Here is a 24,775-nt window from a genome sequence, read left to right as displayed (position 1 = left end):
TGCCCCTCCTGTACTTAAAATATATTCCTTGTTTTCTTTTCTCTTAGTTCTAACCTTTCATTAATTAGATAAATCAGTTGATAAAGAACTAAAGATAATGTAACTGTATAAATAACTTCTGGAATAACTAGTGCCTTAAGGAAAAAGAGTAAATTGGCTTTTCCACGCATAACATAAATAAACATGGAACTACAGCTCATAAATAAACTACTAAAAAGGGTACAGAAGAATGGCATAATAAAATTTTCTCTGTAAAAATTCTTATTAAACTTACCACATACATAACCAATAAGTATGTACGCTACTGTATGTTGTCCAATAAACATACCAAATGTTACATCATAAAAAAGTCCGGCAAGCGCTCCTATTAATGCGCCTTCCTTACTTCCTCTTAAAAGTGCAAAAGATACAATGATCATAAGCATAAAATCAGGTGCAACTCCACCTATTCGAATGGATTTAAAAAGTGTCATCTCAAGAATGTGTGTCATAACAAGTAAAATCGTTATTACAACTATACGCATAAGTAGTCCCTCTATTCTTCAGAATCACTAGTAATAACTAGTACATTTTCTAAATGTTTGAAGTCTACAAAAGGTTTGATATAAGCATATTGTGTCAGGCCATTTTTACCTGTTGTCACTTCTTCTACCGTTCCTATAGGAATACCGGGTGGATAAATATCACTTAAATGAGAAGTAATAATTTGATCTCCTTTTACAACTTCTGACTCAATATCAATCTCTAGTCTACACAGCCCCTTCTCAGCAAGTTCAATGTCACCTCTTAAAATACCTGTGTCACCTGTTCTTACTACTTTTACACTGATAGAACTACGATCGTCTATAATAGAAATGGCAGTAGATGTAAGAGGATCTACCTTTGTTATATGTCCAGCTAGTCCTCCACCTGATAAAAGAACATCTTCTTCTTTAATGCCTTGTATAAGTCCTTTATCAATATTAAAAGATTTATACCAGTTACTTATATCTTTTGCTATAACATTAGCCCCTAATGTTGGGTATTCCTGATAACGTTGTTTAAGGGATAGAATTTCCTTAAGTCCTTCATTTTCACTTTTGTATTGTTCTAACATAGTATTTTGATACAGTAAGCGATCATTTTGAGTTTTAAGTTCTTCATTTTCTCTAATCAAATCTTCTACGTTTTTAAAATACCCCGTTACTTCACTCACTTGTTCAGTTAGAAAATAAATACTCTTTTTAAAAGGGTAGGTAATAATATCTGCCACACTACTAAGCATGGAGATATTATACTTAACACCTAATACTACTGACACAGAGAGAACCGCAGTTACACTTATCCCGATTACTATGAGTTTCTTTTTGGTTTTTTGTGATAATTTCACGGCCTCTTACTCCTTGTCTATATCTATTTATCGTCGGCAAATAGCCCCGCCCATTTTTCAATATTTTCAAGTGCTAAACCAGTCCCTTGTGCTACGCAGTCAAGTGGATTTTCTGCAATATTAACCGGCATACCTGTTTCTAAGCTAATGAGTGTATCAAGACCTGTAAGGAGTGCACCACCGCCTGTAAGCATAATACCACTTTCCATAATATCTGCTGATAATTCTGGTGGTGTTTTTTCTAAAGTATATTTAATGGCTTCTACAATAGCATTAACAGGTTCTTTGATAGCTTCTGTTACTTCTTGTGAAGTAATTGTTAAGATTTTTGGAAGTCCTGTTACAAGGTCACGGCCACGGATTTCCATTGTATTATTTTCACCAGTAGGATATGCTGCACCAATTGTAAGTTTGATTTGTTCTGCTGTACGTTCACCGATCATAAGGTTATATTCTTTTTTAATGTAAGAAACAATGTATTCATCAAATTCATCCCCTGCAATACGAAGAGAACGACTTGCAACAATACCACCTAACGAAATAACTGCTACATCTGTTGTACCACCACCGATATCCACAACCATATTTCCTGTTGGTTCTTCTACACGAAGGTTAGCTCCAATAGCTGCTGCCATAGGCTCTTCCATAATAAGCGCTTGTTTAGCACCTGCTTTAAGTGTTGCTTCTTCAACTGCACGTTTTTCAACTGATGTAACCCCTGATGGTACACAGATGATAACACGTGGTTTTGGTGAGAATAAAGATTGTTTATATGCTTTTCCAATAAAGTAGCGAATCATTGCTTCTGTTGTGCCAAAGTCTGCAATAACCCCATCTCTAAGTGGTCTAATAGCAACGATATTTCCTGGTGTCCTACCGATCATTTTTTTAGCTTCATCACCTACTGCTAAAATTTGATTTGTTTTTTCTTTTATGGCAACTACTGATGGTTCATTTACTACAATACCTTTACCTTTTACAAAAACAAGCGTATTCGCTGTTCCTAAGTCAATTCCCATATCTCTTCCAAACATGTTCTTTCCTCCTACTCATGTCCATAATCATCATATGATCTGCTTGTATTTTATTTGTTAATCAAGTCGTTATCCTATAGAATTTGCATAAAATCCCATAGCTAACATGATACAGTTTTTTTCGTTATTTTTCAACAAAAAAACTGCATTTGTTTTAATAAATATTTCAAAGATACCCTTGTTCTTTCAGACTTATAAAACATCCATCACCGATAATAATATGATCAAGAAGCCTAATTCCTACAATATCTCCTGTATCTTTTAGTTTAGCCGTAATCTGAAGATCTTCCTTACTTGGAATGGGCTCTCCACTTGGATGATTATGAAGGACAATAATACTATAAGCAGATTTGCATATAGCACCTTTATAAACTTCTCTTGGGTGGACAATAGAAGCATTAAGACTTCCTTCCGACACTCTCTCATAACCAATACATTTACACTTTGTATCTAGGTAAACAACAAGAAACTGTTCTTTTTTCTTATGCCTCATCTCTTCCATAAAATAGCCTGCTACATCTTTAGGACTGGTCCATTTCATAGTTTGTTTATAGGTAGCCTTAGAAAGCCTTCGACTTAACTCTAATAGAGTTAAAATCTGTATAGCTTTAACAGGACCTATGCCATTTAGCGCTATAAGACTTTCATACGTATAATCATAAAGCTTTAGAATCTGTTCTTTTTGATCAATATCTAACACAAGATTTCTGGCAAGTTCAATACTGCTTAACTCTCTGGTCCCACTACGAAGTAAAATAGCTAAAAGTTCGCTAACGCTTAAAGCTTTCTCTCCATATTTTATAAATTTCTCATAAGGTCTCTCTTCTACTGGAAAATCTTCTATTTTCATTAGATAAACTCCTTTAATGACTTATTAAATGATTACCTAATTTTTTCATGTTTATACAAATCATTACTAGTTTATTGCAAAAAAGCTTTTAGGTTATTTCCTAAAAGCTAAGTAGTTCATATTCTTTTAAAACTTGATAAAGAGCTGATACAGGCAAACCTACTATATTAAAGTAATCACCTTCTATTTTTTCAACAAAGTTACTTGCATAGCCTTGAATACCATATGCACCTGCCTTATCCATAGGTTCACCCGTACTTACGTACCATTCTATCTCCTCAGCCTCTAATTTTCGCATATAAACAAGACTTGTAGTCGTAAAACTTCTACTTACTCCTTGTTTAAGATTAACAAGACTTACGCCTGTACAGACTTTATGGCAACCTCCCTGCAAGTCTTCAAGCATATTTAAAGCCCCTTGTACATCTTTCGGTTTACCCATAATCTCCATCTTATTTACAACAATGGTATCACAGCCCACTACCCACCTATCTTCATGATCCTGTGCAACAGCTAAAGCTTTTTGCTGTGCTAGCATTTTTACGTTTTCCTCAGGTGTTTTGCACCTATCTATCACCTCTTCTACTTCCTTTGCAATCACTTCAAAATTTACCGGGATCAGCCCCATAAGCTCTTTGCGTCTTGGAGACTTTGAAGCTAAAATAATCTTTTGCATAACTTTCTCCTTATTAAATCTTTTTGTAAATCAGTATACCGCCAACCATCCCAAGTATACCTGCTAGACTAATTTTAATTTGAAATTTAAATACAGCACTTATAACACCTAAGTCAATAGGTATAGGCTCTTCAAGGCCAAAAATCTGCTGGTAATTCATAAAACTTAAACCAGGTACTTTCGTACATAACTCTCCTATAAAATAACCTACTGTAAGCCCTGCCAACATACAAAGCAGTAAAACCCAGAAATTTTTTGCTTTCATCTTTTATCCCCCTACTTATCCTTTGTATCATCCCATTATTATATCATAGTTTAAATACACACAAAATAAGAAGCTCTTATTTTCAAAGAGCTTCTTATTACTATTAATCTTCTTCGTGATAAAGTGTAAGGGCATGAGTTGGACATTTCCCTATACATTTGCCGCACTCCGTACACTTAGAGGGATCAATAGTAGCCAGTCCATTTTCTAATGTAATCGCACCCAACTCGCATTGTTTGACACAAAGACCACATCCTATACAACCTACTTGGCAATTTCCTTTTACAATTTTTCCTTTATCATAGGATTTGCACATAACTTGATATTTTGTCCCTGCATCTCCTATATAAATCAGCTGTCTTGGACAGGCAACCACGCAGGCACTACAAGCTTTACACTTATCTTCATGAATAACGGCTAAACCATTTTCTATCGCAATAGCATCGAATGGACATGCTTTTTGGCAACTTCCGTATCCTAAACATCCATATGTACAAGCTTTTGCTCCTCCCCCTACTAAATGTGCATCTTCACAAGTCAAAATACCCTCATACTCATACTTCTCACGCGCCAAATCATGATTACCCTGGCATCTTACAATGGCTACCTGTTTAGAACATTCGACAACTTCTTCTCCCATAATTTTAGCAATAGCCTCTTTCTGAAGCTTGCTGCTTACAGGACATCCATTAGCTTTTGCCTCACCGCTTGCAACTGCTTTAGCAAAGGCATCACAACCTGCAAAGCCACACCCTCCGCAGTTGGCTCCTGGAAGATTTTCTCTTATACCTTCTACCTTTTCATCTACAGGCACTGCAAATTTCTTTGAGGCAATACCAAGTCCTACTCCAAAAACGAGCCCCATACCGCCTATGGCTAAAATAGGGTTGATCACTGCTGTTAAATCCATGTTTTTCCCCTCCTATTTAATTAGGTTCTGAAAGCCTAAGAAGGCAATTGCCATAAACCCTGCTGTAATAAGTGCTATTGGAAAACCTTTTAAATATGGTAAAATATTATTCTTTTCAATACGTTCACGTATACCTGCAAAAAGTACAATAACTAAAGTAAACCCTATTGCACCACCCACACCATTTACAATAGATTCAATGAGTGTATAGGATTTTTGCATATTGATAATAGCTACACCCAGTACAGCACAATTTGTTGTAATCAGTGGCAAGTAAACACCTAGTGCTGAATAAAGAGATGGACTTGTCTTTTGAATAACCATTTCCACAAACTGTACTAAAGATGCGATAACTAAAATAAATGCTACTGTATAAAGATACTCTAAATGTAAAGGCTGTAAAATAAATTCATAAACAATATAAGAAATCATTGAAGCAAGGCCCATTACAAAAGTTACAGCCATACCCATACCTATAGCTGTTTCTATTTTTTTAGAAACACCTAAAAAAGGACAAATTCCTAAAAACCTTGTAAGAACAAAGTTGTTCACTAATGCAGCACCTAAAAATACTAGTAATAATTCCATCGTTACATCCCCCTCTAGTGTTTTCTAGCCCTAATTGCATTTAAAATAGCCATTAAAATAGCTAAAGTAAAGAAGGCACCTGGCGCTAAAATCATAATGATAGCTGGTTCATAGGTTGCTGGCATAACACTTATTCCAAATAAGCTCCCTGCACCCAGTATTTCTCTAACCGTACCAATGGTTGTAAGAGCTAGTGTAAATCCAAGTCCCATCCCTAGTCCATCAAATAAAGAAGGAATCACCTTATTTTTAGAAGCATAAGCTTCTGCTCTTCCTAATATGAGACAGTTTACTACAATTAAAGGAAGAAAAAGGCCAAGTTGTGCATGAAGTGCCGGAATATAAGCCTGCAAGAGTAGGTCAATCATGGTTACAAAGCTTGCAATAATGACAACAAATGCTGGAATACGTATTTTGGAAGGAATACATTTTCTAAGAAGTGAAATAACTGTATTTGAGCAAATAAGTACTGCGGTTGTAGCTAGCCCCATCCCCACTGCATTTTGTGCACTTGTTGTAACAGCTAATGTAGGGCACATACCTAGTACCTGCATAAAGGTAGGATTATCTATTAAAATTCCTGCTTTTAACCTTTCAAGTAATGTTTTCATTGAGCATCCCCCTTCTGCCATTCTTCTTGATGGCTTTGAACATATTCAGCAGCTAAGTTAACACCATCTGCTACCCCCTTGCTTGTAATAGTAGCACCCGTAATAGCCATAATTTCATTTTCACTCGGATTCATTTTATTAACAACTATAGGGGTCTGCTTACCTGGAAATTGTTCTTTAAAATCTTCCTTATCCATATTCGCTCCAAGACCTGGTGTCTCTTGATGGCTTAATACTTGAATACCTGCCACCTTTCCTTCTGGCAAAATACCTACTAAAAGCTCAATACTCCCACCATAGCCTTCTGGATAAACTTTAATAACACTGCCTGTGTAATCACTTCCTTTATAAGTAATAAAAGCTGTAGTTATTTTATCCTGATCTGTCACTTCAATTTCTTTAACCGTTTCAACATCTGGCAAAAGTTTTTTAACAGCTTGATTTTGTGTCTCTTGTCTGCCTAATTTAATTACTGGTGCTGTTAGATTATTAATAAAACCTAATAGCCCTGCACATATAGTTGTAATCACAAGTAAAATGGCACCTAATTTTAATGGTTCTCTCATGCTTTGCCACCTCCAAAACGAACAGGTTTCATAAATTTATCAATAAGTGGTACAGCAAGGTTCATAAGTAAAATACTATAGCTTACTCCTTCTGGGTAACCTCCAAAAATCCTAATAACGCCTGCAATGATACCTGCCATCACAGCAAAAAGTATTTGTCCTTTATGAGTCATCGGTGTTGTCGTATAGTCTGTCGCCATAAAGAAAGCACCTAACATAGCTCCCCCTAAAAACAGTGAAGTAAAGCTTTCGTATAACCCATGCCCACTAAATAACATTGTCACAATAAAAAGTGTACCTAAATAGCATACTGGAATATGCCAAGAAATAACTTTCCTATAAATAAGATAAAGCCCTCCTAAAAGTAAAGCTAGCGCACATACTTCACCTAGGCATCCTCCTATATTTCCTAAAAAAGCATCCATTAAAGAAGGCATATAGCTTGAATCTCCTAATTTAAACGCTACAAGTGGTGTAGCACCTGAAAGTGTATCTACAGCTGATGCTGCAGATGTTGCATCCCAATTGGTAACAGGTGCACTTCCCATAAAACGTTCAGGTTTTTGAAAGTTAGTCATTGCAGTAGGATAAGCTGCAAGTAAAAAGGCACGTGCTGCAAGAGCCGGGTTAATAAAGTTCTGCCCAATACCTCCAAACATCTGTTTAGCTAGAATGATTGCTACAAAGGAACCTACTATAGGTACATAGATGGGTATATCTGCTGGTAAGTTAAAAGCTAATAGCATCCCTGTTACAACAGCACTTAAATCTGTAATGGTCACTTTTTGATGGGTAAACTTTTGCCAAATGGCTTCAAAGGCTACGCAAGATAGAACACATAGAAGTGTAGTCCATAAAGCCTTTAATCCAAATAGGTATGTACCTACTAGAAATGCTGGAATAAGTGCAATGACTACATCCCGCATAATACTCTGTACATTTTGCTTCTGGTGTGCATGAGGTGAAGATGCCACTGTAAATAATTTTTCCATGTCTTATTCTCCTTCGTCCTATTTTCGTCTTATCCTATTTTTTTCTGTTCTAATAGTCTGTACAATAGGTCTTCTTGCTGGGCATACATAGCTGCAACTCCCACACTCTATACAGTCCATACCGTGATAGGCCATAAAAGTTTCATCATCTTTATTGAGAGCTGCCTGATGCAGTGTATTAGGCACGAGCCTCATAGCACAAGCCTCTACACATCTTCCACATCTTATACAGTTAGACATTTCATATTCTCCAATTTCTTCAGCCGTAAGACATAAGATAGCAGAAGTTCCTTTTCCAACTGGTACATCTACTGAGCTTAAGGCTGTCCCCATCATAGGTCCACCAGAAATGATCCTTACTGTTCTCCTCTCATCCCATCCTGCTGCTTCTAATAACTCCCTATAAGACATCCCTAGTCTTACTTTAAAGTTAGAAGGTTTGTCTACTCCTTTTCCTGATACAGTGACAATACGTCGCATAATAGGCCTGTGTTTGGTTACTGCACGCCATATAGCTACAACTGAATCAATATTAAGCACAATAGCCCCTATATCAGCGGGTAGCTTACCACTTGGCACCTCTTTGCCTGTAATAGCATAAATGAGATGTTTTTCTGAACCTTGAGGATATTTAGTTTCTAATACTTCTACTTCTATTTTAGGTTCTCCTTGGCATAGCTCTTTCAAATGACTTATAGCATCTTTTTTATTATCTTCTATCCCTATAGAAGCTGTCGCTTCACTGAACATATGTAAAAGAATTTTAATACCATCTATAATACATGTACCTTCCTCTAACATAATCCGGTGGTCGGATGTTAAGTAAGGCTCACATTCAGCTCCATTGATAATGATATGTTTAATAATCTTATGAGCAGGCGGAGAAAGCTTAATATGAGTAGGAAAAGTAGCTCCTCCCATTCCTACAAGTCCTGCTTCTTTAACGATTTCTACAATTTCTTCTTTCGTAAGTGTTTTGTAATCTCTAAACGGTGCCTCTTGCAAATGAGGCACTTCCTCATAAGTATAGTCATTGACCACAACTACTGATAAAACCTGCATACCTTGAAAATTCAATCGCTCTTCAACAGCTTTTACTATACCAGATACTGTACTGTAAATAGGTGCACATACATATCCTGTCTCTTCCCCAATCTTCTGTCCTACTAAAACGTGATCGCCCTTTTTGACAATAGGTTTGCACGGGCTACCTATATGTTGCTGCATAGGATAGACAAGTTCATCTTTTGGCATTAGAAGCTCAATAGTTTTATCCCTAGTTAATTCTTTATAATATTTTGGATGGATACCTTTTTTAAAACTTAAAAGTTTCATGTATTTCCCCCCTCTTTCTGTCTTACTCTTAGTATATTTGCCTCCTACCAAAATTATAAACTTTATATTCTAATTTCTCAACAAAACACAGATTAATTTATACACTTTACTTATTTATAGAGTGCCCTTTCATTTTCTGCTATATAGCTCTTAATCCAGGTTAGAATATCTGGATGGTTAATAGGTAAACCATCTAACATTTCTACAATCTGCTCCGTATCCATTCTGAAACCTTGTGCTTCATAATCATGCTCATAAATATAGCGAATCTCTGGTTTAGCCATAATAAGCATATATAGGGTGCCTACCATATCCCCTAAAGGGAGTCTATCAATATGATGGTAACGCATAATAGCCTTTATTCTAGTTCCTTCTCCCTCTTTACTATCTATAGTAAGTTTCCCCTCACATTCTTCACAGAGCTGATGCAAAAGTGGAATACCAAGCCCTACCCTCCTTAAGGTGCGTGTTGTTGTAAAAGGATTGGTTACAGTACTTCTAATGGCTTCGGGCATACCTTTACCATTATCCTCAATCTCTATTACAAATCTATCAACAGATGGCTTCTCCTCTATGCGAAGTATAATACATGTTGCCTCTGCCCGAATGCTGTTCTGTATAATATCTAAAATATGTAATGCCATTTCTTTCATCTTTCATACCTCCTTATTAAATCTTATTTTCAAATAAATAAAAAGCTGCTACAAAATAATCTATCTTTCTTATTTTGTAGCAGCCTTTTTATGTTGTTGTCATCTTTTCTTGTCTTACTTTGATAATACTCTTACTTTAATCATATCGTCAAGAGCTTCTATACTTTTAATCTTTATATCCGTTACTTTTGTATCTGTGTCAATAATGGTATACGCCCATTCTCCCTTGCTTTTATTAATCATATCTGAAATATTAATGCCCTCTTCTGCAATAATACTTGTAATCTTTCCAATCATAGCTGGAATATTTTTATGAATCAATGTCAATCTAAAAGTTGCATGCCACGGCATCTCACATTCTGGGAAATTCACAGAGTTTGTAATCGTACCCTTCTCTAAGTAACCCTTAAGCTCTTTAACTGCCATAACTGCACAGTTATCTTCTGATTCTGGTGTAGAAGCACCTAGATGAGGAATGGTTATAATTTGAGGATGCCCTATAAGACCTTCTACTGGAAAATCTGTTACATACTTTTCTATAGTTCCTTTTTCAATAGCTTTTACAAGTGCTTGATTGTCTACTAAAGTATCCCTTGCAAAATTCAAAAGTCGTACACCTTTTTTCATTTTATTAAAAGCTTCTTCATTAAACATTTCTTTTGTAGCAGATGTAAGAGGAGCATGAATTGTAATATAATCTGCTTGCCCTAATACTTCTTCTAATGTATGTGCATGCCTAATATGCCTAGAGATTCCCCATGCTGCATCTACAGAAAGATAAGGATCATAGCCTATTACTTCCATCCCTAATGCCTGTGTGGCATTGGCTACTAGAACACCTATAGCCCCCAGCCCTACTACACCTAATTTTTTACCTAAAATTTCAGGTCCTGTAAAAGCACTCTTTCCACTTTCAACTTCTTTAGCAATATTACCCTTTAAAGTCTGTGCCCAGTTTACCCCTTCTATAATTTTACGAGAAGATAATAAAAGTCCTGCAATGACCATTTCCTTTACTGCATTAGCGTTAGCTCCAGGTGTATTAAAAACGACAATTCCCTTTTGAGTACAAGCATCAATAGGAATATTATTAACCCCTGCTCCAGCCCTTGCAATTGCCTTTACAGACTTCGGAAGCTCTAGTTCATGCATTTTAGCACTTCTTACTAAAATGGCATCTGCATCTTGTAAACTTTCTTGAACTTCATAACACTGACCAAAACCTTCTAATCCTTTGGATGAAATCTTATTGAGCGTATAAATTTTACTCATAAAATCCCCTCCTCATGCTGTCTTTCAAATTGTTTCATAAAATCAACGAGTGCCTTGACACCATCTATTGGCATGGCATTATAAATACTTGCACGCATACCGCCTACACTTCTATGTCCTTTCAAATTAACAAGACCCTTAGCTGTAGCTGCTTTTACAAAAGCTGCATCTAATGTTTCATCTCCTGTTACAAAAGGGATATTCATAAGAGAACGATCCTCTTTAGCCGCTGTACCTCTAAACAATTTAGACGTATCTAAATAATCATAAAGAATTGATGCTTTCTCTTTATTTTTCTTTTCTATAACTTCTATACCACCTTGTGCAAGCATCCACTCCAAAACAAGTCCTAACATATAAATGGCATAAGTAGGTGGTGTATTGAACATGGAATCGTTAGCTGCATGGGTTTTATAATTAAGCATAGTTGGAATACTTTCATCTACTCTTCCAATCAAATCCTCTCTTATAATCACTACTGTTACACCAGCGGGACCTAAATTTTTTTGAGCACCTGCAAAAATAATCCCATAGCGATTTACATCCATCTTTTCTGATAAGATACAAGAAGAAAGATCAGCCACTAAAGGCACATTCCCTGTATTAGGCAATGTGTTAAATTTAGTTCCATAAATTGTATTATTCTGACAGATATATACATAATCTGCTTCTTTATCAAACTGCTCTTTTTTATAAGTTGGAATATATGAATAAGTATCCGCCTTGGAGGATGCAATCACATTAGCTTTCCCGAACTTTTTGGCTTCTTTAATAGCTTTTGATGACCATACACCTGTGTCAATAAAATCAGCTTTTTTAGAACCTGTCATCAAATTCATAGGTACCATGGTAAATTGTAAAGATGCGCCACCTTGCAGAAACAGTACTTTATAAGTATCTGGTATCTGCATAAGCTGTCTTAACTTTGCTTCAGTTCCTTCAATAATTTGGCTATATGCCTTAGAGCGATGACTCATCTCCATGACACTCATCCCTGAATCCTGAAAGCAGACAAATTCACTTTGTGCTTTTTCTAAGACTTCAAGAGGCAATACAGCTGGTCCTGCTGAAAAATTGTAGACTCTCATATTGACATCCTCCCTTTAGATTCTTTTGCACTTTAATGTGCTATAAATATTAAATTACACTTTTAATTTATAAAATAATTAATAAATTTATAAATTTTAACTTTAACTCAAAGTAGCTACCATTACAGCTTTAATCGTATGCATACGATTTTCTGCCTGATCAAAGACAACAGAGTAATTAGCTTCGAAAACTTCTTCCGTTACTTCATTACCTTTTACTGCTGGAAGGCAATGCATAAAAATCATATCTGGATTATTAGTAAGTTGTATAAGTTCTTCATTGACTTGATAAGGTTTAAGTAGGCTAATGCGCTCTTTTGCCTTTTCTTCTTCTCCCATAGAGCACCATACATCGGTATAAAGGACATGTGCACCTTCTACAGCATTTACCTCATCTGTCACGATTAAACTTCCTCCACCTTCTTTAGCATATGCTTTACAAGTTTCAATAAGTCCTTGGTCAGGCCATAAAGTTCTTGGTGCTACAATAACCATATGTAAACCCATTTTACAGCAACCAATCATAAGACTATTCGCCATATTATTACGCCCATCACCTATATAGGCAAACTTCTTACCTTTTAAACTACCTAAATGCTCTTTTACAGTAAGTAAATCAGCTAAAATCTGAGTTGGATGATAAAGATCTGTAAGTCCATTATAAACAGGCACACCGCTATAAAGTGCTAATTTTTCTACTGTATCTTGAGAAAATCCTCTAAACTCTATAGCATCAAACATACGGCCAAGTACTCTTGCTGTATCGGCTACACTTTCTTTATAGCCTAATTGAATATCATTCTTTCCTAAATATTCAGGGTGAGCACCTTCATCTACACAAGCAACTGTAAAAGCACAACGTGTACGTGTAGAGGGTTTTTCAAAAATAAGGGCCACATTTTTTCCTTCTAATAAATTTCCCTTTATCCCCATTCTTTTTTTCATTTTAAGTTCTTTTGCAAGCTCTAATAAATAATTAATTTGTTGTGATGAATAATCATGTAAAGTTAAAAATGATTTTCCTTTTAATCCGTACATATATAACCCTCCTATTTTTTCAATTTAATATTTATTAATATATATGCATTTTTATTTATATTATACGTTATCTTTTTATTTTTGCAACTACTTTTATAAAGATAGTTTTCACATGCTACTCACAAAAAAGAGGATGCTCCTTATCCCTAGGAACATCCATACTTACTAATCTTTATGCATTCTTTTGAAAGTATTCTATAACCTCACTATAGTCTTCTATAAAATAATGAGCCTCTTTATGTAGTGCTGCTTCCATTTCTTCATTTTGTCTATCTTTTATGGCACATACAGTCATTCCTGCTCTTTTAGCTGCAAGGACACCATTTGGCACATCTTCAAATGCTAAACATCTATGCACATTTACACCTAGCTCCTCGGCTACCCTCTGATAAATATAAGGATAAGGTTTGCCTTTTTCTACCTCACAAGACGTACGAATCACCTCAAAACGCTCCCTAATGCCATGAGCTTCTAATACAGCATTAACAAGTTCATGGCTATTACTTGTAGCAATCCCTACCTTAATGCCTTGCTCCTTAAGATAATCTAAAAAGGCAAGGACACTTGTTTTGAGAGGTACCTGTTTTTGATAGAACTCAAAAGCAAGTTTATTCCACTCCGCTTTGATAGCTTCTACATCATCAGGTATATTAAAGCACTCCTTCACATAGAGTGCTGTTTCTGTAAAACTCATTCCTTCAAATTCTGCTTCAAGTGTATCAGGCACTTCAAAGCCGAAGCGCCCTAGATATACCTCATCTATTTTGGGCCACACCCACATAGAATCTACAAGTGTCCCATCTAAATCAAATATAACTGCATCAAATAGTTGTTTCACCTATTTTCCCTCCAAGTAGTTGCAATTCTGCCTCCGTTAATTTACGATAGCTACCTGTCTCTAAATCTTCTGGTAACATAAGACCGCCCATTTTAATACGCTTTAAGAACGTCACTTCCTTCCCTCTTGCGCGCATCATACGTTTAACTTGATGGAATTTACCTTCTTTAATGGTAATATAGACCTTAGAATAATCCTCATGCGCTTCTATAATTTCTAACTGAGCTGGCATGCATACTTTATTTTCACCAATATCTATGCCTTCTTCAAAAGCGCTTTGGTCTTCTTCTACCACTTTGCCATCTACTTCTGCATAATACACCTTATCTACATGTTTTTTAGGTGAGAGCAATTCATGATTAAACTTACCATCATTCGTTAAAATAAGCAGACCTTCTGTATCTTTATCTAGTCTTCCTACTGGTGATAAACTACGGCCTTTAGCAATAGGATCTAAAAGGTCAATCACTGTTTCATGTCTTGGATCTTCCGTAGCTGTAATGCATCCTTGTGGTTTATTCATAATATAATAATAAAACTCTGCATAGTCTACGATTTCATCTCTTACCTTAACCACATCTACATCAGGGTTCAAATTACAATCTGGCTTTTTAGCCACTTCATCATTAATTTTAACACGTTTACTTCTTACAAGTTTTTGTACTTCTGAACGAGAACCATAACCTGTGTGTACTAAATATTTGTCTAATCTCATTTTTTATCCTCATCCCATCATACGCCAATGTGGCGGATATTGATTTTTTAATGTACCATTATTACTTTTTACGAAGCCTAAAGGATGTCCCTCTACACAGATAACATGGTACCCCTTTGGGGCTTCTACAAGCAATGTCTCACCTTTTAAGTATTTGATGACATTTACATCATCTACAGCTAAATCTATAGTTTGCTTAAACATTTCTTTACTATAAGCCAGAACAGGTGCATGAGCAGGCTCAAAACGTTTAGATTTAAGTTCACCTAGTAACATGCCACTGCGTACAATGCGCAAACCTTGTAAATCAGGTGCATCTTCTATAGCCATGAAAACTTTATCTTTCACTTCTATAACAGGTGTGTCCCTATCTATATGTGTATAGGTTTCTATAAATTCACTTAAAGCTGGAATATCTTTAATACGTTTCTTAATAACTTGTCTTTTTGCTAGGTCTAATGTAGGCTCTTTCTTTTGAATCAAGCACACAAAATGCCCTTCACCTTGTAAATGATGTGGCCATAATCTCAGTGCCCCCTTAAGACTCGCATCTCCTCCTTTAGTCCATTCTGGATGACCAGTTGCAATGCCCCCTACTGGTGTTAAAGGTACCACTTCACACAGAGGATGATGATTTAAAAATTCCTGTATCATCCCTTCATTTTCTTCTGGTGAGAAAGTACAAGTAGAGTATAAAATCATTCCTTCTTCTTTAAGCATGGCATAAGCATATTCTAAAATTTCCCTTTGAAGTGCCTGGCAGTGCTCTACACCATGAGTCTCCCAGCTTTTTATAGCCCCTTCATCTTTTCTAAACATACCTTCTCCAGAACAAGGTGCATCAATAAGAATTTTATCAAAGTATCCTGGTAGTTTACTTGCCAGCCTTTCTGGCGTTTCATTCGTAATAATCGTATTACGTGCCCCAAAGTTTTCTACATTTTTAAGAAGTGCCTGCGTTCTTGAAGCACTAATATCATTGCTAATTAATACTCCTGTTTGGTTCAGCTTAGCTAAAACTTGTGTTGTTTTCCCACCTGGGGCAGCACATAAATCCAGAACTTTGTCTCCCTCTTTGATAGGCACATAAGCACCTGGTGCCATAGCACTTGGCTCTTGCATATAATAAAGCCCTGCAAAGTAATACGGATGCTTACTTGGTTTATTCGGCTCTGTATAATAATAGCCCTCTTTACACCAAGGGACTGGCTGAAGCTCTGTAAATGGGTTTATTTGCTTCCACTCCTCATCACTTACTTTCATCGTATTGATACGAATACCTTGATATTTAGGATTATTATAACTTTCTAAATAAGCTTCATATTCATCACCTAAAAGGCGTTGCATTTTTTCTTTAAAAAGTACTGGTAATTTCATTGATCTTGCCCCTTGCTTTAGTCATTAATTTCTAAGATATGTTTTGGATTAAAATCTATATAGTCAGCCGCTACAAGATGATAGCACTGACTTCCATATTTTCCTTTACGTGATACCATCCATGCCCTTTCATCATGCAAATGTCCATATACCACATGACGAACAGGGTAACGTTCTAAAAGCTCTGTAAAAAGAGAGGGTTCATCTTTTTCATTAGTAGGTGGGTAATGAAGTGCTACAATAATTTCTTTTGCCCCTTGCTTTATAGCATCTTCTAAAGATAGCTTAAGGCGCTCCTTCTCTCTTTCATAAACTTTCCTATCTTCAGCTGTCATATCTTCTTGAATAGGCCATCCTCTTGTACCACATATAGCCAGTTCTCCTAAGATATACGCTTTATTTTGAATAAAATACAAATCTTCATAAAGGCTGTTTAAAAGCCCTATTTTCTCCCACCAGAAGTCATGATTACCTTTAATACAGACTTTATATCCTGGCAATTCATGTATAAAAGCTAAATCTACCTTAGCTGCTTCTAAACGCATAGCCCATGAAAGATCCCCACACAAAATAACCAGATCTTGATCGGTTACTTTCTTTTGCCAAACTTCTTTCAAACGACTTACATGCCCCTGCCATCTTTCACCAAACACATCCATAGGTTTATCTGATGTAAAACCTAGATGTAGGTCTCCTATTGCATAAACTTTCATTTTATCGCTCCTTATGCTCGTATTATAGCACATTCCTTGATTCTTTCCAACGCAGCTATTTGTCCTCTGTATATTTAAGAAGTGCATAAGGATTAATCCAAAACTCTACTTGATCCTTCGTTTTAACCGCAATCCCTATATGCAGATGTACAGGAAACTTCCCCCTAGTCCCCTCAGTACCATATCCTGTATCTCCCATCATCCCAAGCAAATCTCCTGCATCAATCCTATCTCCTTTTTGTAAATGACTAGGATAATCATCTAAATGCGCATAATAAAAATAAGCCCCTCCTGGACTTCTAATACCTACCCTATAACCACCTGTTTCATTCCACCCAACATTTTCTACTATACCATCGGTCATACTAATCACTTCAATTTTCCCTGATTCATTGGTATCAGACATAATATCAATACCATAATGGAGCCTATTTCCATTATATGTTCTAGATTGTTTCCATCCATTTTCATAGGTATACCCTTTTCTAATTTTTAGGGGAAACTTACGAATGTCATAAATAAACTGCTTGTACAATTTTGTGGCTGCATCATACATACCAAAATCGTCTATTTCATTTTCTGGTCTATATTGCCTTAAGCACTGCTTCACCTGTGCCATAGAGCCTCCTTTATAAGATTCTACTGCCCACACACCAAGTGTATGGGCATAATCTTGTTTATAGCGCAGGGATAAATCCAAAAGTACTTTTAAATCCTCTTCTTCAATATTAAAATCCTGTATAAAATTTTCATAAGAAGTCTGTGTTTCATAAACTACTTTCTTTTCATTAATATCTTTGACTGCATCTTTTCTACTTCCTCCAAAACATCTCGTCAAAATAAGTATAACACCTATTGCAATTAAAAGAATACCTATTACTTTTTTAGCATTTCCTCCACCTAATGCTAGTACAGGCATATACACTTGCCTACCACTTGTACTTTTTGCTCTATGATGGATCTCATGTTGTGGATTTCTACTTTGCTTTTTGGACTTACCTAAATAACGTTTCCTCCTCATATCATAGCTCATCTGGCTAATGACTCTTTCCATAGCTCCCATTTTAACCCCCTAAAAAATTAAAGAAGCATAAAAACTTATGCTTCTTTAGTAATAAATTTTTTAACAGCTTTCCCATTTTGATATTGACACAAATCACCTTGTTTATACCCTGCATCTTCCATAGTTGCTATAATCTCATCATGTATTTTCCACCAACTTGTATTCCAGTTAGCAAATAATGTATATTCACTTGGTGCTCTCCCTATAATACGTTGAATGACCACATCTTCTGAAAGATATCTTAAGAAAGTAATGACACGCTCTTCATATTCCTCCATACTAATCATGTCAAATTCACCTTTTAAATATTGCTGCCCCATGACCGTATTTTTCACAATATAAAGTGCATGTAGCTTCACATAGTCTATACCAAGTACACTCATTAACTTAGCATTTTCAATGACATCTAGCTGATTATCCCATGGTAAATTTAAAATCAAGTGAGTACAAATTTCAAAGCCATAGCGCTTAATGCGTAATACAGCATCAATATATTCGCTTAGCCCATGTCCTCTGTTAATTTTCTCTAATGCATGATAGTTAAGTGTCTGTAAACCAAGTTCAATACATACATCATATCCAGTTTCGTCTTGCCATGCTTTTATTTTCTCAAGATAGGCATCATGAATACAGTCAGGTCTTGTAGAAATGCTAATGCCTACAAGTTTTTCATGTTTGATCTGTCCAAGCACCTCTTCGAAAGTTTCAAGAGGCATATACGTATTACTGAAATTTTGTAAATAAGCAATAAAGGTATCTGCTTTATAACGCTTGCCAATATAAGCAATATTTTCTTCTATCTGCTTACTAATAGCCATTTGTGTGTCTAACATTTCATAGCCTATTCCTACTTCACTACAAAAAGTACATCCTCCTTTACCACATGTTCCATCGCGGTTTGGACAGGTAACTGGCAGATTAACTGGAATTTTATAAACCTTTCCGCCATATTTCTCTTTTAAATAATCTGCATAACGTCTATATGTGCTCACGTCTTATTAGCTCCTTGTCTATTTCATTAAGTCATTTTTCTTTATGTTAAAACGAGATAGCTTGTTTGTCAAACAAGCCTTTATTATATATATAGCTTAGAGATGGTTATTTATTCCAAGAGTTTATTTACTGCATAAAATTTTTATTTTTTCCCATACTATCACCATAGATTTCCTAATAATACTACAAAGGTGGTGAAGATATGGATACAAAAGGACTTGATTATGTAGCATTAGCATTAATTATTATTGGTGCCATTAACTGGGGACTTATCGGCTTTTTCCAATTTGACCTAGTAGCTGCATTATTTGGAGGAATGGCTTCATGGATAAGCCGTATTATTTATGCTGTAATAGGTATCGCAGGTCTCTATTCTCTGACGCTCTTTGGAAAAGTATCTCAAAACAATTATAATAGCTAATCTAAAAATAACTAGACACATAGTTGCCTAGTTATTTTTATTACCATTTTTATAATATTTTTTATAAAATATTTTTCATTTTAAAGGATATTTTAGGCAATATGTTGAATATGTATATTAATAAATCATACTATTAGGGGTGATAACCATGATTCAGATTATTACAGGACAGACAGGTGAAGGTAAAACCAAACAAATGATTGAACTTGCCAATGAACGTAGCAAATCTTTAAATGGTCACATTGTTTACATTGATAGTACGACTCAACATCGTTTTGCACTTTCTCATCGTATACGTCTTATCGAGACGACAAATTTCCCAATTAGTGCCCATGATTTCTTTGGTTTTTTATGTGGGATTCTATCTAGCAATCATGATATTGAACTTGTTTTCATTGATGAACTTATTCAAATCACCCATTTAGGTATTGATGAACTCAGTCTTTTCTTCGACAAACTCAAAAAGCTCTCTGAAAAATATTCCGTTAACTTTATAGTTGGAGCTTCTTGTTCTCAAAGAGAAATTCCTGAGCATCTACTTTCCTATCTTGTCGCTTAGCTCATTATAAAAAAATAGAACCATCATTATTCTTTTTATAATGATGGTTCTATTTTTTATGTTTTAAAAACGCATATACTAAATGGCATAACCTTATGATTAGACTCTTGAATCTTAAGACTAGACTGTATAAAACTTTCATTTCTTGAGGTATCTATCATGAGCTTCCAACCTTGCATTGTACGTGGTAGTTCAAATCTAAGAGGCTCTACATAATGATTAATGATTATATAGAGCTTCTCATCCCCTACTTCCATCTGAACCGCTAGACTGCAGGAATAATAAGACCAGTCTGGCTGATTGTAGTTCACACCATGGAACGTGACTTTAAGTTCATGCTCATACTGCTTCATAAAACAATGGCTCTCTTTTCTAAAAGCTATTATTTGTTTTACAAAATTAAGGATTTCCTTGTTACGTTCTACATTCTCCCAATTCATCCAAGTGAGTTCATTATCATGACAATAGGCATTATTGTTGCCTTTTTGTGTCCTTCCTATTTCATCCCCCATAAGAATCATAGGTACACCTTGTGATAGCATAAGAAGGGTAAAATAATTTTTAATACGTCTTATGCGCATAGCCAAAATTTCTTCGTTTTGCGTCTCCCCCTCTACCCCACAGTTATAACTATAGTTGGCGTTGTGGCCGTCTCTGTTATCTTCTCCATTTAACCTATTATGCTTCGTATTGTAAGAAACTAAATCCCATAAGGTAAACCCATCATGGGCTGTTACATAATGAAGGGTATTTTGCTTAGTCTTACGTAAATCTTTAAATTGGATTTCACTTCCCATTAAACACTGTGCTACATCTCGAGTCATTCCCTGATCTCCTCTAACAAACCGTCTAATGGTATCCCTATATCGATCACTCCACTCTACAAAAGGATAAGGCATACGCCCCACATCATAAGCACCCTTTGCATCCCAACATTCTGCAATGAGCTTCATATGAGATAAAATAGGATCTTTCGCAATATCATCAACGAGAGACCCTTCATACCAATTTCCTGCTTCATCTTGTGCTAAAATAGATGCCAAATCTAATCTAAAACCATCTACACCCATACAAATAACCCAATACCTCAAACTATCTAAAATTAATTTTTTGGTCATTATATGCATATTATTGAAAGTATTACCCGCACCTGCATCATTACGATAATACTCATCTTGAAACTTATAATAACTTTGTGGCGCTAAGGCTTTGAAGCTAAAGACTTTCCCCTCCTTACTTCCTTCTCCTGTATGGTTATAAACTACATCTAAAATTACTTCCATACCTTCATCATGTAAGGTACTTATAAACTTTTTAAAAGATTTTAATTCTCCAAGCACTTCTTTATTTGCACTATAATTTTCCTGCAAAGCAAAGAAAGCTATAGTATTATATCCCCATTCATCCTGTAAAGTTTCTTGAGTAATAGGATGCTTATTCGCAAGAGTATGTTTATTCCATTTAAACACAGGCAATAATTCCAAGGTTGTTACACCTAATGCTTTTAAATAAGGAAGTTTTGCTATAATCCCTTCAAAAGTACCTTTCTCTTTTTCAAGTACTGTACATGTAGGACTTTTAGTAAAAGCTCCTACATGCATTTCATATATAATGGTCTCTTGCCATTCTAAATGAGGCCTATTGGCTACAATATACTCATCTTTAACCACTATATTTTTATAATGATTACTCCCCTTAGGAAAGGCATATAAACTTCTTGCATAAGGGTCAATAAGTGGCACACTTATTTCATCATTTTCGTTTTGCGTCTGCCACGTATAACTATAGCCTTCTTGTACATCTTCAATAGCTACATGAAAAATGTCCCCTGTGGCGTAGTCTTTTCTATCTAATACAACTTCTAACAAAGGTCCATCTTCATAAACTTCTTTATATAATTTAAGAATCATATATTTTGCCTCAGTGGAATAAATACCAAAGTAACAATTACCATCTATTAAGTGACAACCTAATGTAGGTAGCCCCTTACTGATCTCAAACATATGTGTCCCCCCTTGAATTCCTCTTACTTCTTCTCGATTTTACTCTATACTTTATATTATTATAGTTTACCACTTTTTTCCACTTTTATTCTGTACTATTTAGAGTCTTGCAAAATATTTAAGCTATGTTATAATAATAACCAATATAAACATAGTCAAAAATGTTGATGAAGGAAGCAGTAATAATAAAGGGAGTCTTCAGAGAATGTACGGTTGGTGCAAGTACATACCGAATTTATTATGAATTACACCTTTTGAGTTGCACAATTGTGCCGGTTTCATACCGTTATCATGTCAAGGCAAAGTTTATTTGCGAATTAAGGTGGTACCACGGGTGATCTCGTCCTTTTCTAGGATGAATCACCCTTTTTAATTTTCAATAAAATATTAGGAGGTTTTAACAATGAGTAACGTATTTGATACCCTCATGGAACGTGGGTTTATTGAACAAACAACACACGAAAAAGAAATTAGAGAATTATTAGAGAAAGAAAAAGTAACTTTCTACATTGGTTTTGATCCTACAGCAGACAGCTTACATGTTGGTCACTTTGTAACAGTTATGGCTATGTCTCATATGCAAAAAGCTGGTCATAGACCAATTGCCCTTCTTGGTGGTGGTACAGGTATGGTTGGTGACCCTACTGGTAAAACAGATATGCGTAAAATGCTTACACCAGAAATCATCAAGCATAATGTAAATTGCTTTAAAAAACAACTTTCACGCTTTATTACATTTGATAATGATCAAGCTATTATTGTTGATAATGGTGACTGGCTGTTAAACTTAAACTATGTAGACTTCCTTCGAGAAGTTGGTGTACACTTCTCTGTAAACCGCATGCTTACAGCAGAATGTTTCAAACAACGTCTTGAAAAAGGTCTATCATTCTTAGAATTCAACTACATGCTTATGCAGTCTTACGACTTCTTAGAGCTTTACAGAAAATTCGGCTGTAAATTAGAGCTTGGTGGTAATGATCAATGGTCAAATATTTTAGGTGGTGTAGAACTTGTAAGACGTTTACATGGTGACACTGCTTTTGGTATGACATTCTCTCTTCTTACAAACAGTGAAGGCAAAAAAATGGGTAAAACTGAAAATGGTGCTGTATGGCTTGATGCTGAAAAAACATCTCCATACGACTTCTACCAATACTGGAGAAATGTTGCAGATGCTGATGTTAGAAAATGTATGTGCCTTCTTACATTCCTTCCAATGGATGAAATTAATACACTTTGTAATGTAGAAGGTGCTGCAATCAACGAGGCTAAAGCACGTCTTGCATTTGAGATTACAAAAATCGTACATGGCGAGGAAGAAGCTACTAAAGCTCAGGAAGCTGCTAAAGCTGCTTTTGCTGGTAAAGGTGCTAGTGGTTCACTTCCAACAACAGACCTTAGTGCAGATTTATTCACAGATGGCCTTGATATCATCAGTCTTCTTGTAGACCATACAAAGATCGTTGCAACACGTTCAGAAGCACGTCGTCTTCTTGATCAAAAAGGCATTAAACTTGATGGTAAACCTGTTGAAGCTATCGATTTCAAAGTAACAACAGATCTTTTTACAGATAATGCTTTAATGATTCAAAAAGGTAAAAAAGTATTCCACCAAGTAAATCTTGTTTAAACACAAAAAGGACTATTGCTCGTGCAATAGTCCTTTTTTATTCTTCCATTTACTTTATTAGTTTTCTTTTGGACTAAACAAGTCTCCCATATAACGCATCACAAGTAATCTAATAAAACCTGCTACTGGTACACCTAGTAAGATACCTACTAAACCACAAATCTGCCCACCTATTACAATAGCTAAAAGTACAGCTATAGGATGAAGTTTCACTGTTTTGCCCATAACTTTAGGGACGATAAACCATCCATCTATTTGCTGCAAAATCATAACAGCAATAACAGCATAGACTCCTTTAATAGGATGTGGCCCAATAAAACCAATAAGCCCTGCTAAAATAAAACCTACTACTGGCCCAAAGTATGGAATCAGATTAAAAATACCTGAAATAATGCCTATAATAATGGCAAAATCGATACCGATGCACATAAGTGCTATGCTAATTAATGTAGCCATAATAACAGCATCAATAAGTTGCCCCCTAATATAGCCTGAAAAAACATAATCTATATCTCTACCAATATCCCTTACTTCACCACTTATACGTTTAGGAATCATTAAATCTAGAAAACGATTGTATATGGTTAATAAAGTTTTCTTATCCTTCAGTCCATAAAAAGCAATGACAAAACCTAATCCAAGGCTAAGCAAATTCCCACCCATTCCAGTAAGGACACTGATAGCCTTTGTGCCTATCCAGTTTACAAAGGCATCTATGTTACTATAAACTTGCGCAATAAAGCTACCTCCACTTCTTAGAAAAGGCATACTGGATGTTGCAAATTCCATACTTTCAATCATACTGGTAAAGTAATGAGTGTACTGCATCAGACTATCTTGTAGATTTTTCACTGCTCCAACACCAATAACTTTTTTCACATTCACTGCTACCAGAATAACAAGTGCTCCTACTGCACTAATAAAACTTATTAACGTAAGTAAAGTGGCAAAACTCCTTTTAGACTTTTCCTTCTTTCCAAGACGTTTTAACCATCTCTCATAAAAATCTGTAAGTGGATCTAAAAGATAAGCAATAATAAAACCAAAAATGAGAGGCTTTAAAAGATCAAAAATCCATTTAATAAACGTCGCTATATATCCCCCAATAAGTTTGAAATTAGTAAGCAAAAATGTAGCGAATACTGTAATCAATATACTAACTACAACATAAACACTGATTGTAAAATACTTATTATTTTTTTCAAATTTCATG

At 35.5% G+C, this 24,775-nt stretch carries 27 protein-coding genes and 1 other annotated feature; of the genes, 3 read left to right on the top strand and 24 right to left on the bottom strand.

What is annotated here, in order from left to right; all coding sequences use genetic code 11:
* Positions 1–14 precede the first annotated feature (14 nt).
* The 22 genes from mreD to H8718_RS07365 all read right to left on the bottom strand — a co-directional run bounded on the left by mreD (position 15) and on the right by H8718_RS07365 (position 18,945).
* A complete protein-coding gene (gene mreD, locus H8718_RS07470) occupies positions 15–524 on the bottom strand; it encodes a rod shape-determining protein MreD (RefSeq protein WP_177669667.1) in 510 nt (169 codons plus the stop codon).
* 11 nt (positions 525–535) lie between these two features.
* Positions 536–1,369, bottom strand: a complete 834-nt coding sequence (gene mreC, locus H8718_RS07465; protein ID WP_249332455.1) for a rod shape-determining protein MreC — start codon at positions 1,367–1,369, stop codon at positions 536–538.
* A 23-nt stretch (positions 1,370–1,392) separates the two neighbouring features.
* Positions 1,393–2,403, bottom strand: coding sequence for a rod shape-determining protein (locus H8718_RS07460; protein ID WP_177669663.1), 1,011 nt, complete (start codon positions 2,401–2,403; stop codon positions 1,393–1,395).
* A 166-nt stretch (positions 2,404–2,569) separates the two neighbouring features.
* Positions 2,570–3,253 (bottom strand): RadC family protein, encoded by a 684-nt coding sequence (gene radC, locus H8718_RS07455; RefSeq protein ID WP_249332454.1) that lies wholly within the window; start codon positions 3,251–3,253, stop codon positions 2,570–2,572.
* A 100-nt stretch (positions 3,254–3,353) separates the two neighbouring features.
* Positions 3,354–3,929: a Maf family protein gene (locus tag H8718_RS07450; RefSeq protein ID WP_177669660.1), complete on the bottom strand. Its 576-nt coding sequence runs from the start codon at positions 3,927–3,929 to the stop codon at positions 3,354–3,356.
* A gap of 13 nt (positions 3,930–3,942) precedes the next feature.
* Positions 3,943–4,194, bottom strand: a complete 252-nt coding sequence (locus tag H8718_RS07445) for a DUF4321 domain-containing protein (RefSeq protein ID WP_177669658.1) — start codon at positions 4,192–4,194, stop codon at positions 3,943–3,945.
* Between the two features lie 103 nt (positions 4,195–4,297).
* Positions 4,298–5,104, bottom strand: a complete 807-nt coding sequence (locus H8718_RS07440; protein ID WP_249332453.1) for an RnfABCDGE type electron transport complex subunit B — start codon at positions 5,102–5,104, stop codon at positions 4,298–4,300.
* Between the two features lie 12 nt (positions 5,105–5,116).
* Complete coding sequence (rsxA, locus tag H8718_RS07435) at positions 5,117–5,692, bottom strand: electron transport complex subunit RsxA (RefSeq protein ID WP_249332452.1); 576 nt, start codon at positions 5,690–5,692, stop codon at positions 5,117–5,119.
* A 14-nt stretch (positions 5,693–5,706) separates the two neighbouring features.
* Positions 5,707–6,303, bottom strand: coding sequence for an electron transport complex subunit RsxE (rsxE, locus tag H8718_RS07430; RefSeq protein WP_249332451.1), 597 nt, complete (start codon positions 6,301–6,303; stop codon positions 5,707–5,709).
* The gene (locus H8718_RS07425) at positions 6,300–6,869 is read right to left on the bottom strand and encodes an RnfABCDGE type electron transport complex subunit G (protein WP_249332450.1); all 570 of its coding nucleotides are present in this window, start codon (positions 6,867–6,869) and stop codon (positions 6,300–6,302) included. The genes rsxE and H8718_RS07425 overlap by 4 nt, the downstream gene beginning before the upstream one ends.
* A complete protein-coding gene (locus tag H8718_RS07420) occupies positions 6,866–7,861 on the bottom strand; it encodes an RnfABCDGE type electron transport complex subunit D (protein WP_249332449.1) in 996 nt (331 codons plus the stop codon). The genes H8718_RS07425 and H8718_RS07420 overlap by 4 nt, the downstream gene beginning before the upstream one ends.
* A gap of 18 nt (positions 7,862–7,879) precedes the next feature.
* Positions 7,880–9,196, bottom strand: a complete 1,317-nt coding sequence (gene rsxC, locus H8718_RS07415; protein ID WP_249332448.1) for an electron transport complex subunit RsxC — start codon at positions 9,194–9,196, stop codon at positions 7,880–7,882.
* 110 nt (positions 9,197–9,306) lie between these two features.
* Complete coding sequence (locus H8718_RS07410; protein ID WP_177669645.1) at positions 9,307–9,849, bottom strand: ATP-binding protein; 543 nt, start codon at positions 9,847–9,849, stop codon at positions 9,307–9,309.
* Positions 9,850–9,963: 114 nt separating this feature from the next.
* The gene (locus tag H8718_RS07405) at positions 9,964–11,121 is read right to left on the bottom strand and encodes a phosphoglycerate dehydrogenase (RefSeq protein ID WP_177669643.1); all 1,158 of its coding nucleotides are present in this window, start codon (positions 11,119–11,121) and stop codon (positions 9,964–9,966) included.
* Entirely contained in the window at positions 11,118–12,209 is a 1,092-nt protein-coding gene (gene serC / locus H8718_RS07400) for a 3-phosphoserine/phosphohydroxythreonine transaminase (RefSeq protein WP_249332447.1), read from the bottom strand. The genes H8718_RS07405 and serC overlap by 4 nt, the downstream gene beginning before the upstream one ends.
* Positions 12,210–12,311: 102 nt before the next feature.
* Positions 12,312–13,247 (bottom strand): ornithine carbamoyltransferase, encoded by a 936-nt coding sequence (gene argF / locus H8718_RS07395; protein ID WP_177669640.1) that lies wholly within the window; start codon positions 13,245–13,247, stop codon positions 12,312–12,314.
* Between the two features lie 172 nt (positions 13,248–13,419).
* Positions 13,420–14,085, bottom strand: coding sequence for an HAD family hydrolase (locus tag H8718_RS07390; protein ID WP_249332446.1), 666 nt, complete (start codon positions 14,083–14,085; stop codon positions 13,420–13,422).
* Positions 14,069–14,800, bottom strand: a complete 732-nt coding sequence (locus tag H8718_RS07385; RefSeq protein ID WP_177669636.1) for a pseudouridine synthase — start codon at positions 14,798–14,800, stop codon at positions 14,069–14,071. The genes H8718_RS07390 and H8718_RS07385 overlap by 17 nt, the downstream gene beginning before the upstream one ends.
* Positions 14,801–14,809: 9 nt before the next feature.
* Positions 14,810–16,177 (bottom strand): RsmF rRNA methyltransferase first C-terminal domain-containing protein, encoded by a 1,368-nt coding sequence (locus H8718_RS07380; RefSeq protein WP_249332445.1) that lies wholly within the window; start codon positions 16,175–16,177, stop codon positions 14,810–14,812.
* A 17-nt stretch (positions 16,178–16,194) separates the two neighbouring features.
* Positions 16,195–16,890, bottom strand: coding sequence for a metallophosphoesterase (locus H8718_RS07375; RefSeq protein WP_249332444.1), 696 nt, complete (start codon positions 16,888–16,890; stop codon positions 16,195–16,197).
* A 55-nt stretch (positions 16,891–16,945) separates the two neighbouring features.
* Positions 16,946–17,953, bottom strand: coding sequence for a M23 family metallopeptidase (locus H8718_RS07370; protein WP_249332443.1), 1,008 nt, complete (start codon positions 17,951–17,953; stop codon positions 16,946–16,948).
* 35 nt (positions 17,954–17,988) lie between these two features.
* Complete coding sequence (locus tag H8718_RS07365; protein ID WP_249332442.1) at positions 17,989–18,945, bottom strand: TIGR01212 family radical SAM protein; 957 nt, start codon at positions 18,943–18,945, stop codon at positions 17,989–17,991.
* Positions 18,946–19,148: 203 nt separating this feature from the next.
* Here H8718_RS07365 and H8718_RS07360 point away from each other — a divergent pair, with 203 nt between their 5' ends.
* Together H8718_RS07360 and H8718_RS07355 are read left to right on the top strand one after the other, a co-directional pair.
* Positions 19,149–19,367 (top strand): DUF378 domain-containing protein, encoded by a 219-nt coding sequence (locus H8718_RS07360; RefSeq protein WP_177669628.1) that lies wholly within the window; start codon positions 19,149–19,151, stop codon positions 19,365–19,367.
* Positions 19,368–19,515: 148 nt separating this feature from the next.
* A complete protein-coding gene (locus H8718_RS07355; RefSeq protein WP_249332441.1) occupies positions 19,516–19,926 on the top strand; it encodes a twitching motility protein PilT in 411 nt (136 codons plus the stop codon).
* Positions 19,927–19,982: 56 nt separating this feature from the next.
* Here H8718_RS07355 and H8718_RS07350 read toward each other — a convergent pair whose 3' ends face one another.
* A complete protein-coding gene (locus H8718_RS07350) occupies positions 19,983–21,929 on the bottom strand; it encodes a glycogen debranching protein (protein WP_249332440.1) in 1,947 nt (648 codons plus the stop codon).
* Positions 21,930–22,084: 155 nt separating this feature from the next.
* Positions 22,085–22,280 (top strand) — a binding site (T-box leader).
* Positions 22,281–22,332: 52 nt separating this feature from the next.
* On the opposite strand from H8718_RS07350, the gene tyrS reads away from it, so the two are divergent.
* Complete coding sequence (gene tyrS, locus H8718_RS07345) at positions 22,333–23,562, top strand: tyrosine--tRNA ligase (RefSeq protein ID WP_249332439.1); 1,230 nt, start codon at positions 22,333–22,335, stop codon at positions 23,560–23,562.
* Positions 23,563–23,619: 57 nt separating this feature from the next.
* Here the strand turns inward: tyrS and H8718_RS07340 are convergent, their stop codons facing one another.
* Positions 23,620–24,774, bottom strand: a complete 1,155-nt coding sequence (locus H8718_RS07340) for an AI-2E family transporter (RefSeq protein ID WP_249332438.1) — start codon at positions 24,772–24,774, stop codon at positions 23,620–23,622.
* Between the last annotated feature and the right edge of the window lies 1 nt (position 24,775).

This window comes from Zhenhengia yiwuensis, from assembly GCF_014384995.1.
GTDB lineage: Bacteria > Bacillota > Clostridia > Lachnospirales > Cellulosilyticaceae > Zhenhengia > Zhenhengia yiwuensis.
This window is presented reverse-complemented; position numbering and strand designations above follow the sequence as displayed.

Coding starts and splice junctions, on each gene's coding strand:
- mreD (WP_177669667.1), bottom strand. CDS start 524: ATGCGTATAGTTGTAATAACGATTTTACTTGTTATGACACACATTCTT.
- H8718_RS07460 (WP_177669663.1), bottom strand. CDS start 2,403: ATGTTTGGAAGAGATATGGGAATTGACTTAGGAACAGCGAATACGCTT.
- radC (WP_249332454.1), bottom strand. CDS start 3,253: ATGAAAATAGAAGATTTTCCAGTAGAAGAGAGACCTTATGAGAAATTT.
- H8718_RS07450 (WP_177669660.1), bottom strand. CDS start 3,929: ATGCAAAAGATTATTTTAGCTTCAAAGTCTCCAAGACGCAAAGAGCTT.
- H8718_RS07445 (WP_177669658.1), bottom strand. CDS start 4,194: ATGAAAGCAAAAAATTTCTGGGTTTTACTGCTTTGTATGTTGGCAGGG.
- H8718_RS07440 (WP_249332453.1), bottom strand. CDS start 5,104: ATGGATTTAACAGCAGTGATCAACCCTATTTTAGCCATAGGCGGTATG.
- rsxA (WP_249332452.1), bottom strand. CDS start 5,692: ATGGAATTATTACTAGTATTTTTAGGTGCTGCATTAGTGAACAACTTT.
- rsxE (WP_249332451.1), bottom strand. CDS start 6,303: ATGAAAACATTACTTGAAAGGTTAAAAGCAGGAATTTTAATAGATAAT.
- H8718_RS07425 (WP_249332450.1), bottom strand. CDS start 6,869: ATGAGAGAACCATTAAAATTAGGTGCCATTTTACTTGTGATTACAACT.
- H8718_RS07420 (WP_249332449.1), bottom strand. CDS start 7,861: ATGGAAAAATTATTTACAGTGGCATCTTCACCTCATGCACACCAGAAG.
- rsxC (WP_249332448.1), bottom strand. CDS start 9,196: ATGAAACTTTTAAGTTTTAAAAAAGGTATCCATCCAAAATATTATAAA.
- H8718_RS07410 (WP_177669645.1), bottom strand. CDS start 9,849: ATGAAAGAAATGGCATTACATATTTTAGATATTATACAGAACAGCATT.
- H8718_RS07405 (WP_177669643.1), bottom strand. CDS start 11,121: ATGAGTAAAATTTATACGCTCAATAAGATTTCATCCAAAGGATTAGAA.
- serC (WP_249332447.1), bottom strand. CDS start 12,209: ATGAGAGTCTACAATTTTTCAGCAGGACCAGCTGTATTGCCTCTTGAA.
- argF (WP_177669640.1), bottom strand. CDS start 13,247: ATGTACGGATTAAAAGGAAAATCATTTTTAACTTTACATGATTATTCA.
- H8718_RS07385 (WP_177669636.1), bottom strand. CDS start 14,800: ATGAGATTAGACAAATATTTAGTACACACAGGTTATGGTTCTCGTTCA.
- H8718_RS07380 (WP_249332445.1), bottom strand. CDS start 16,177: ATGAAATTACCAGTACTTTTTAAAGAAAAAATGCAACGCCTTTTAGGT.
- H8718_RS07375 (WP_249332444.1), bottom strand. CDS start 16,890: ATGAAAGTTTATGCAATAGGAGACCTACATCTAGGTTTTACATCAGAT.
- H8718_RS07370 (WP_249332443.1), bottom strand. CDS start 17,953: ATGGGAGCTATGGAAAGAGTCATTAGCCAGATGAGCTATGATATGAGG.
- H8718_RS07360 (WP_177669628.1), top strand. CDS start 19,149: ATGGATACAAAAGGACTTGATTATGTAGCATTAGCATTAATTATTATT.
- H8718_RS07355 (WP_249332441.1), top strand. CDS start 19,516: ATGATTCAGATTATTACAGGACAGACAGGTGAAGGTAAAACCAAACAA.
- H8718_RS07350 (WP_249332440.1), bottom strand. CDS start 21,929: ATGTTTGAGATCAGTAAGGGGCTACCTACATTAGGTTGTCACTTAATA.
- tyrS (WP_249332439.1), top strand. CDS start 22,333: ATGAGTAACGTATTTGATACCCTCATGGAACGTGGGTTTATTGAACAA.
- H8718_RS07340 (WP_249332438.1), bottom strand. CDS start 24,774: ATGAAATTTGAAAAAAATAATAAGTATTTTACAATCAGTGTTTATGTT.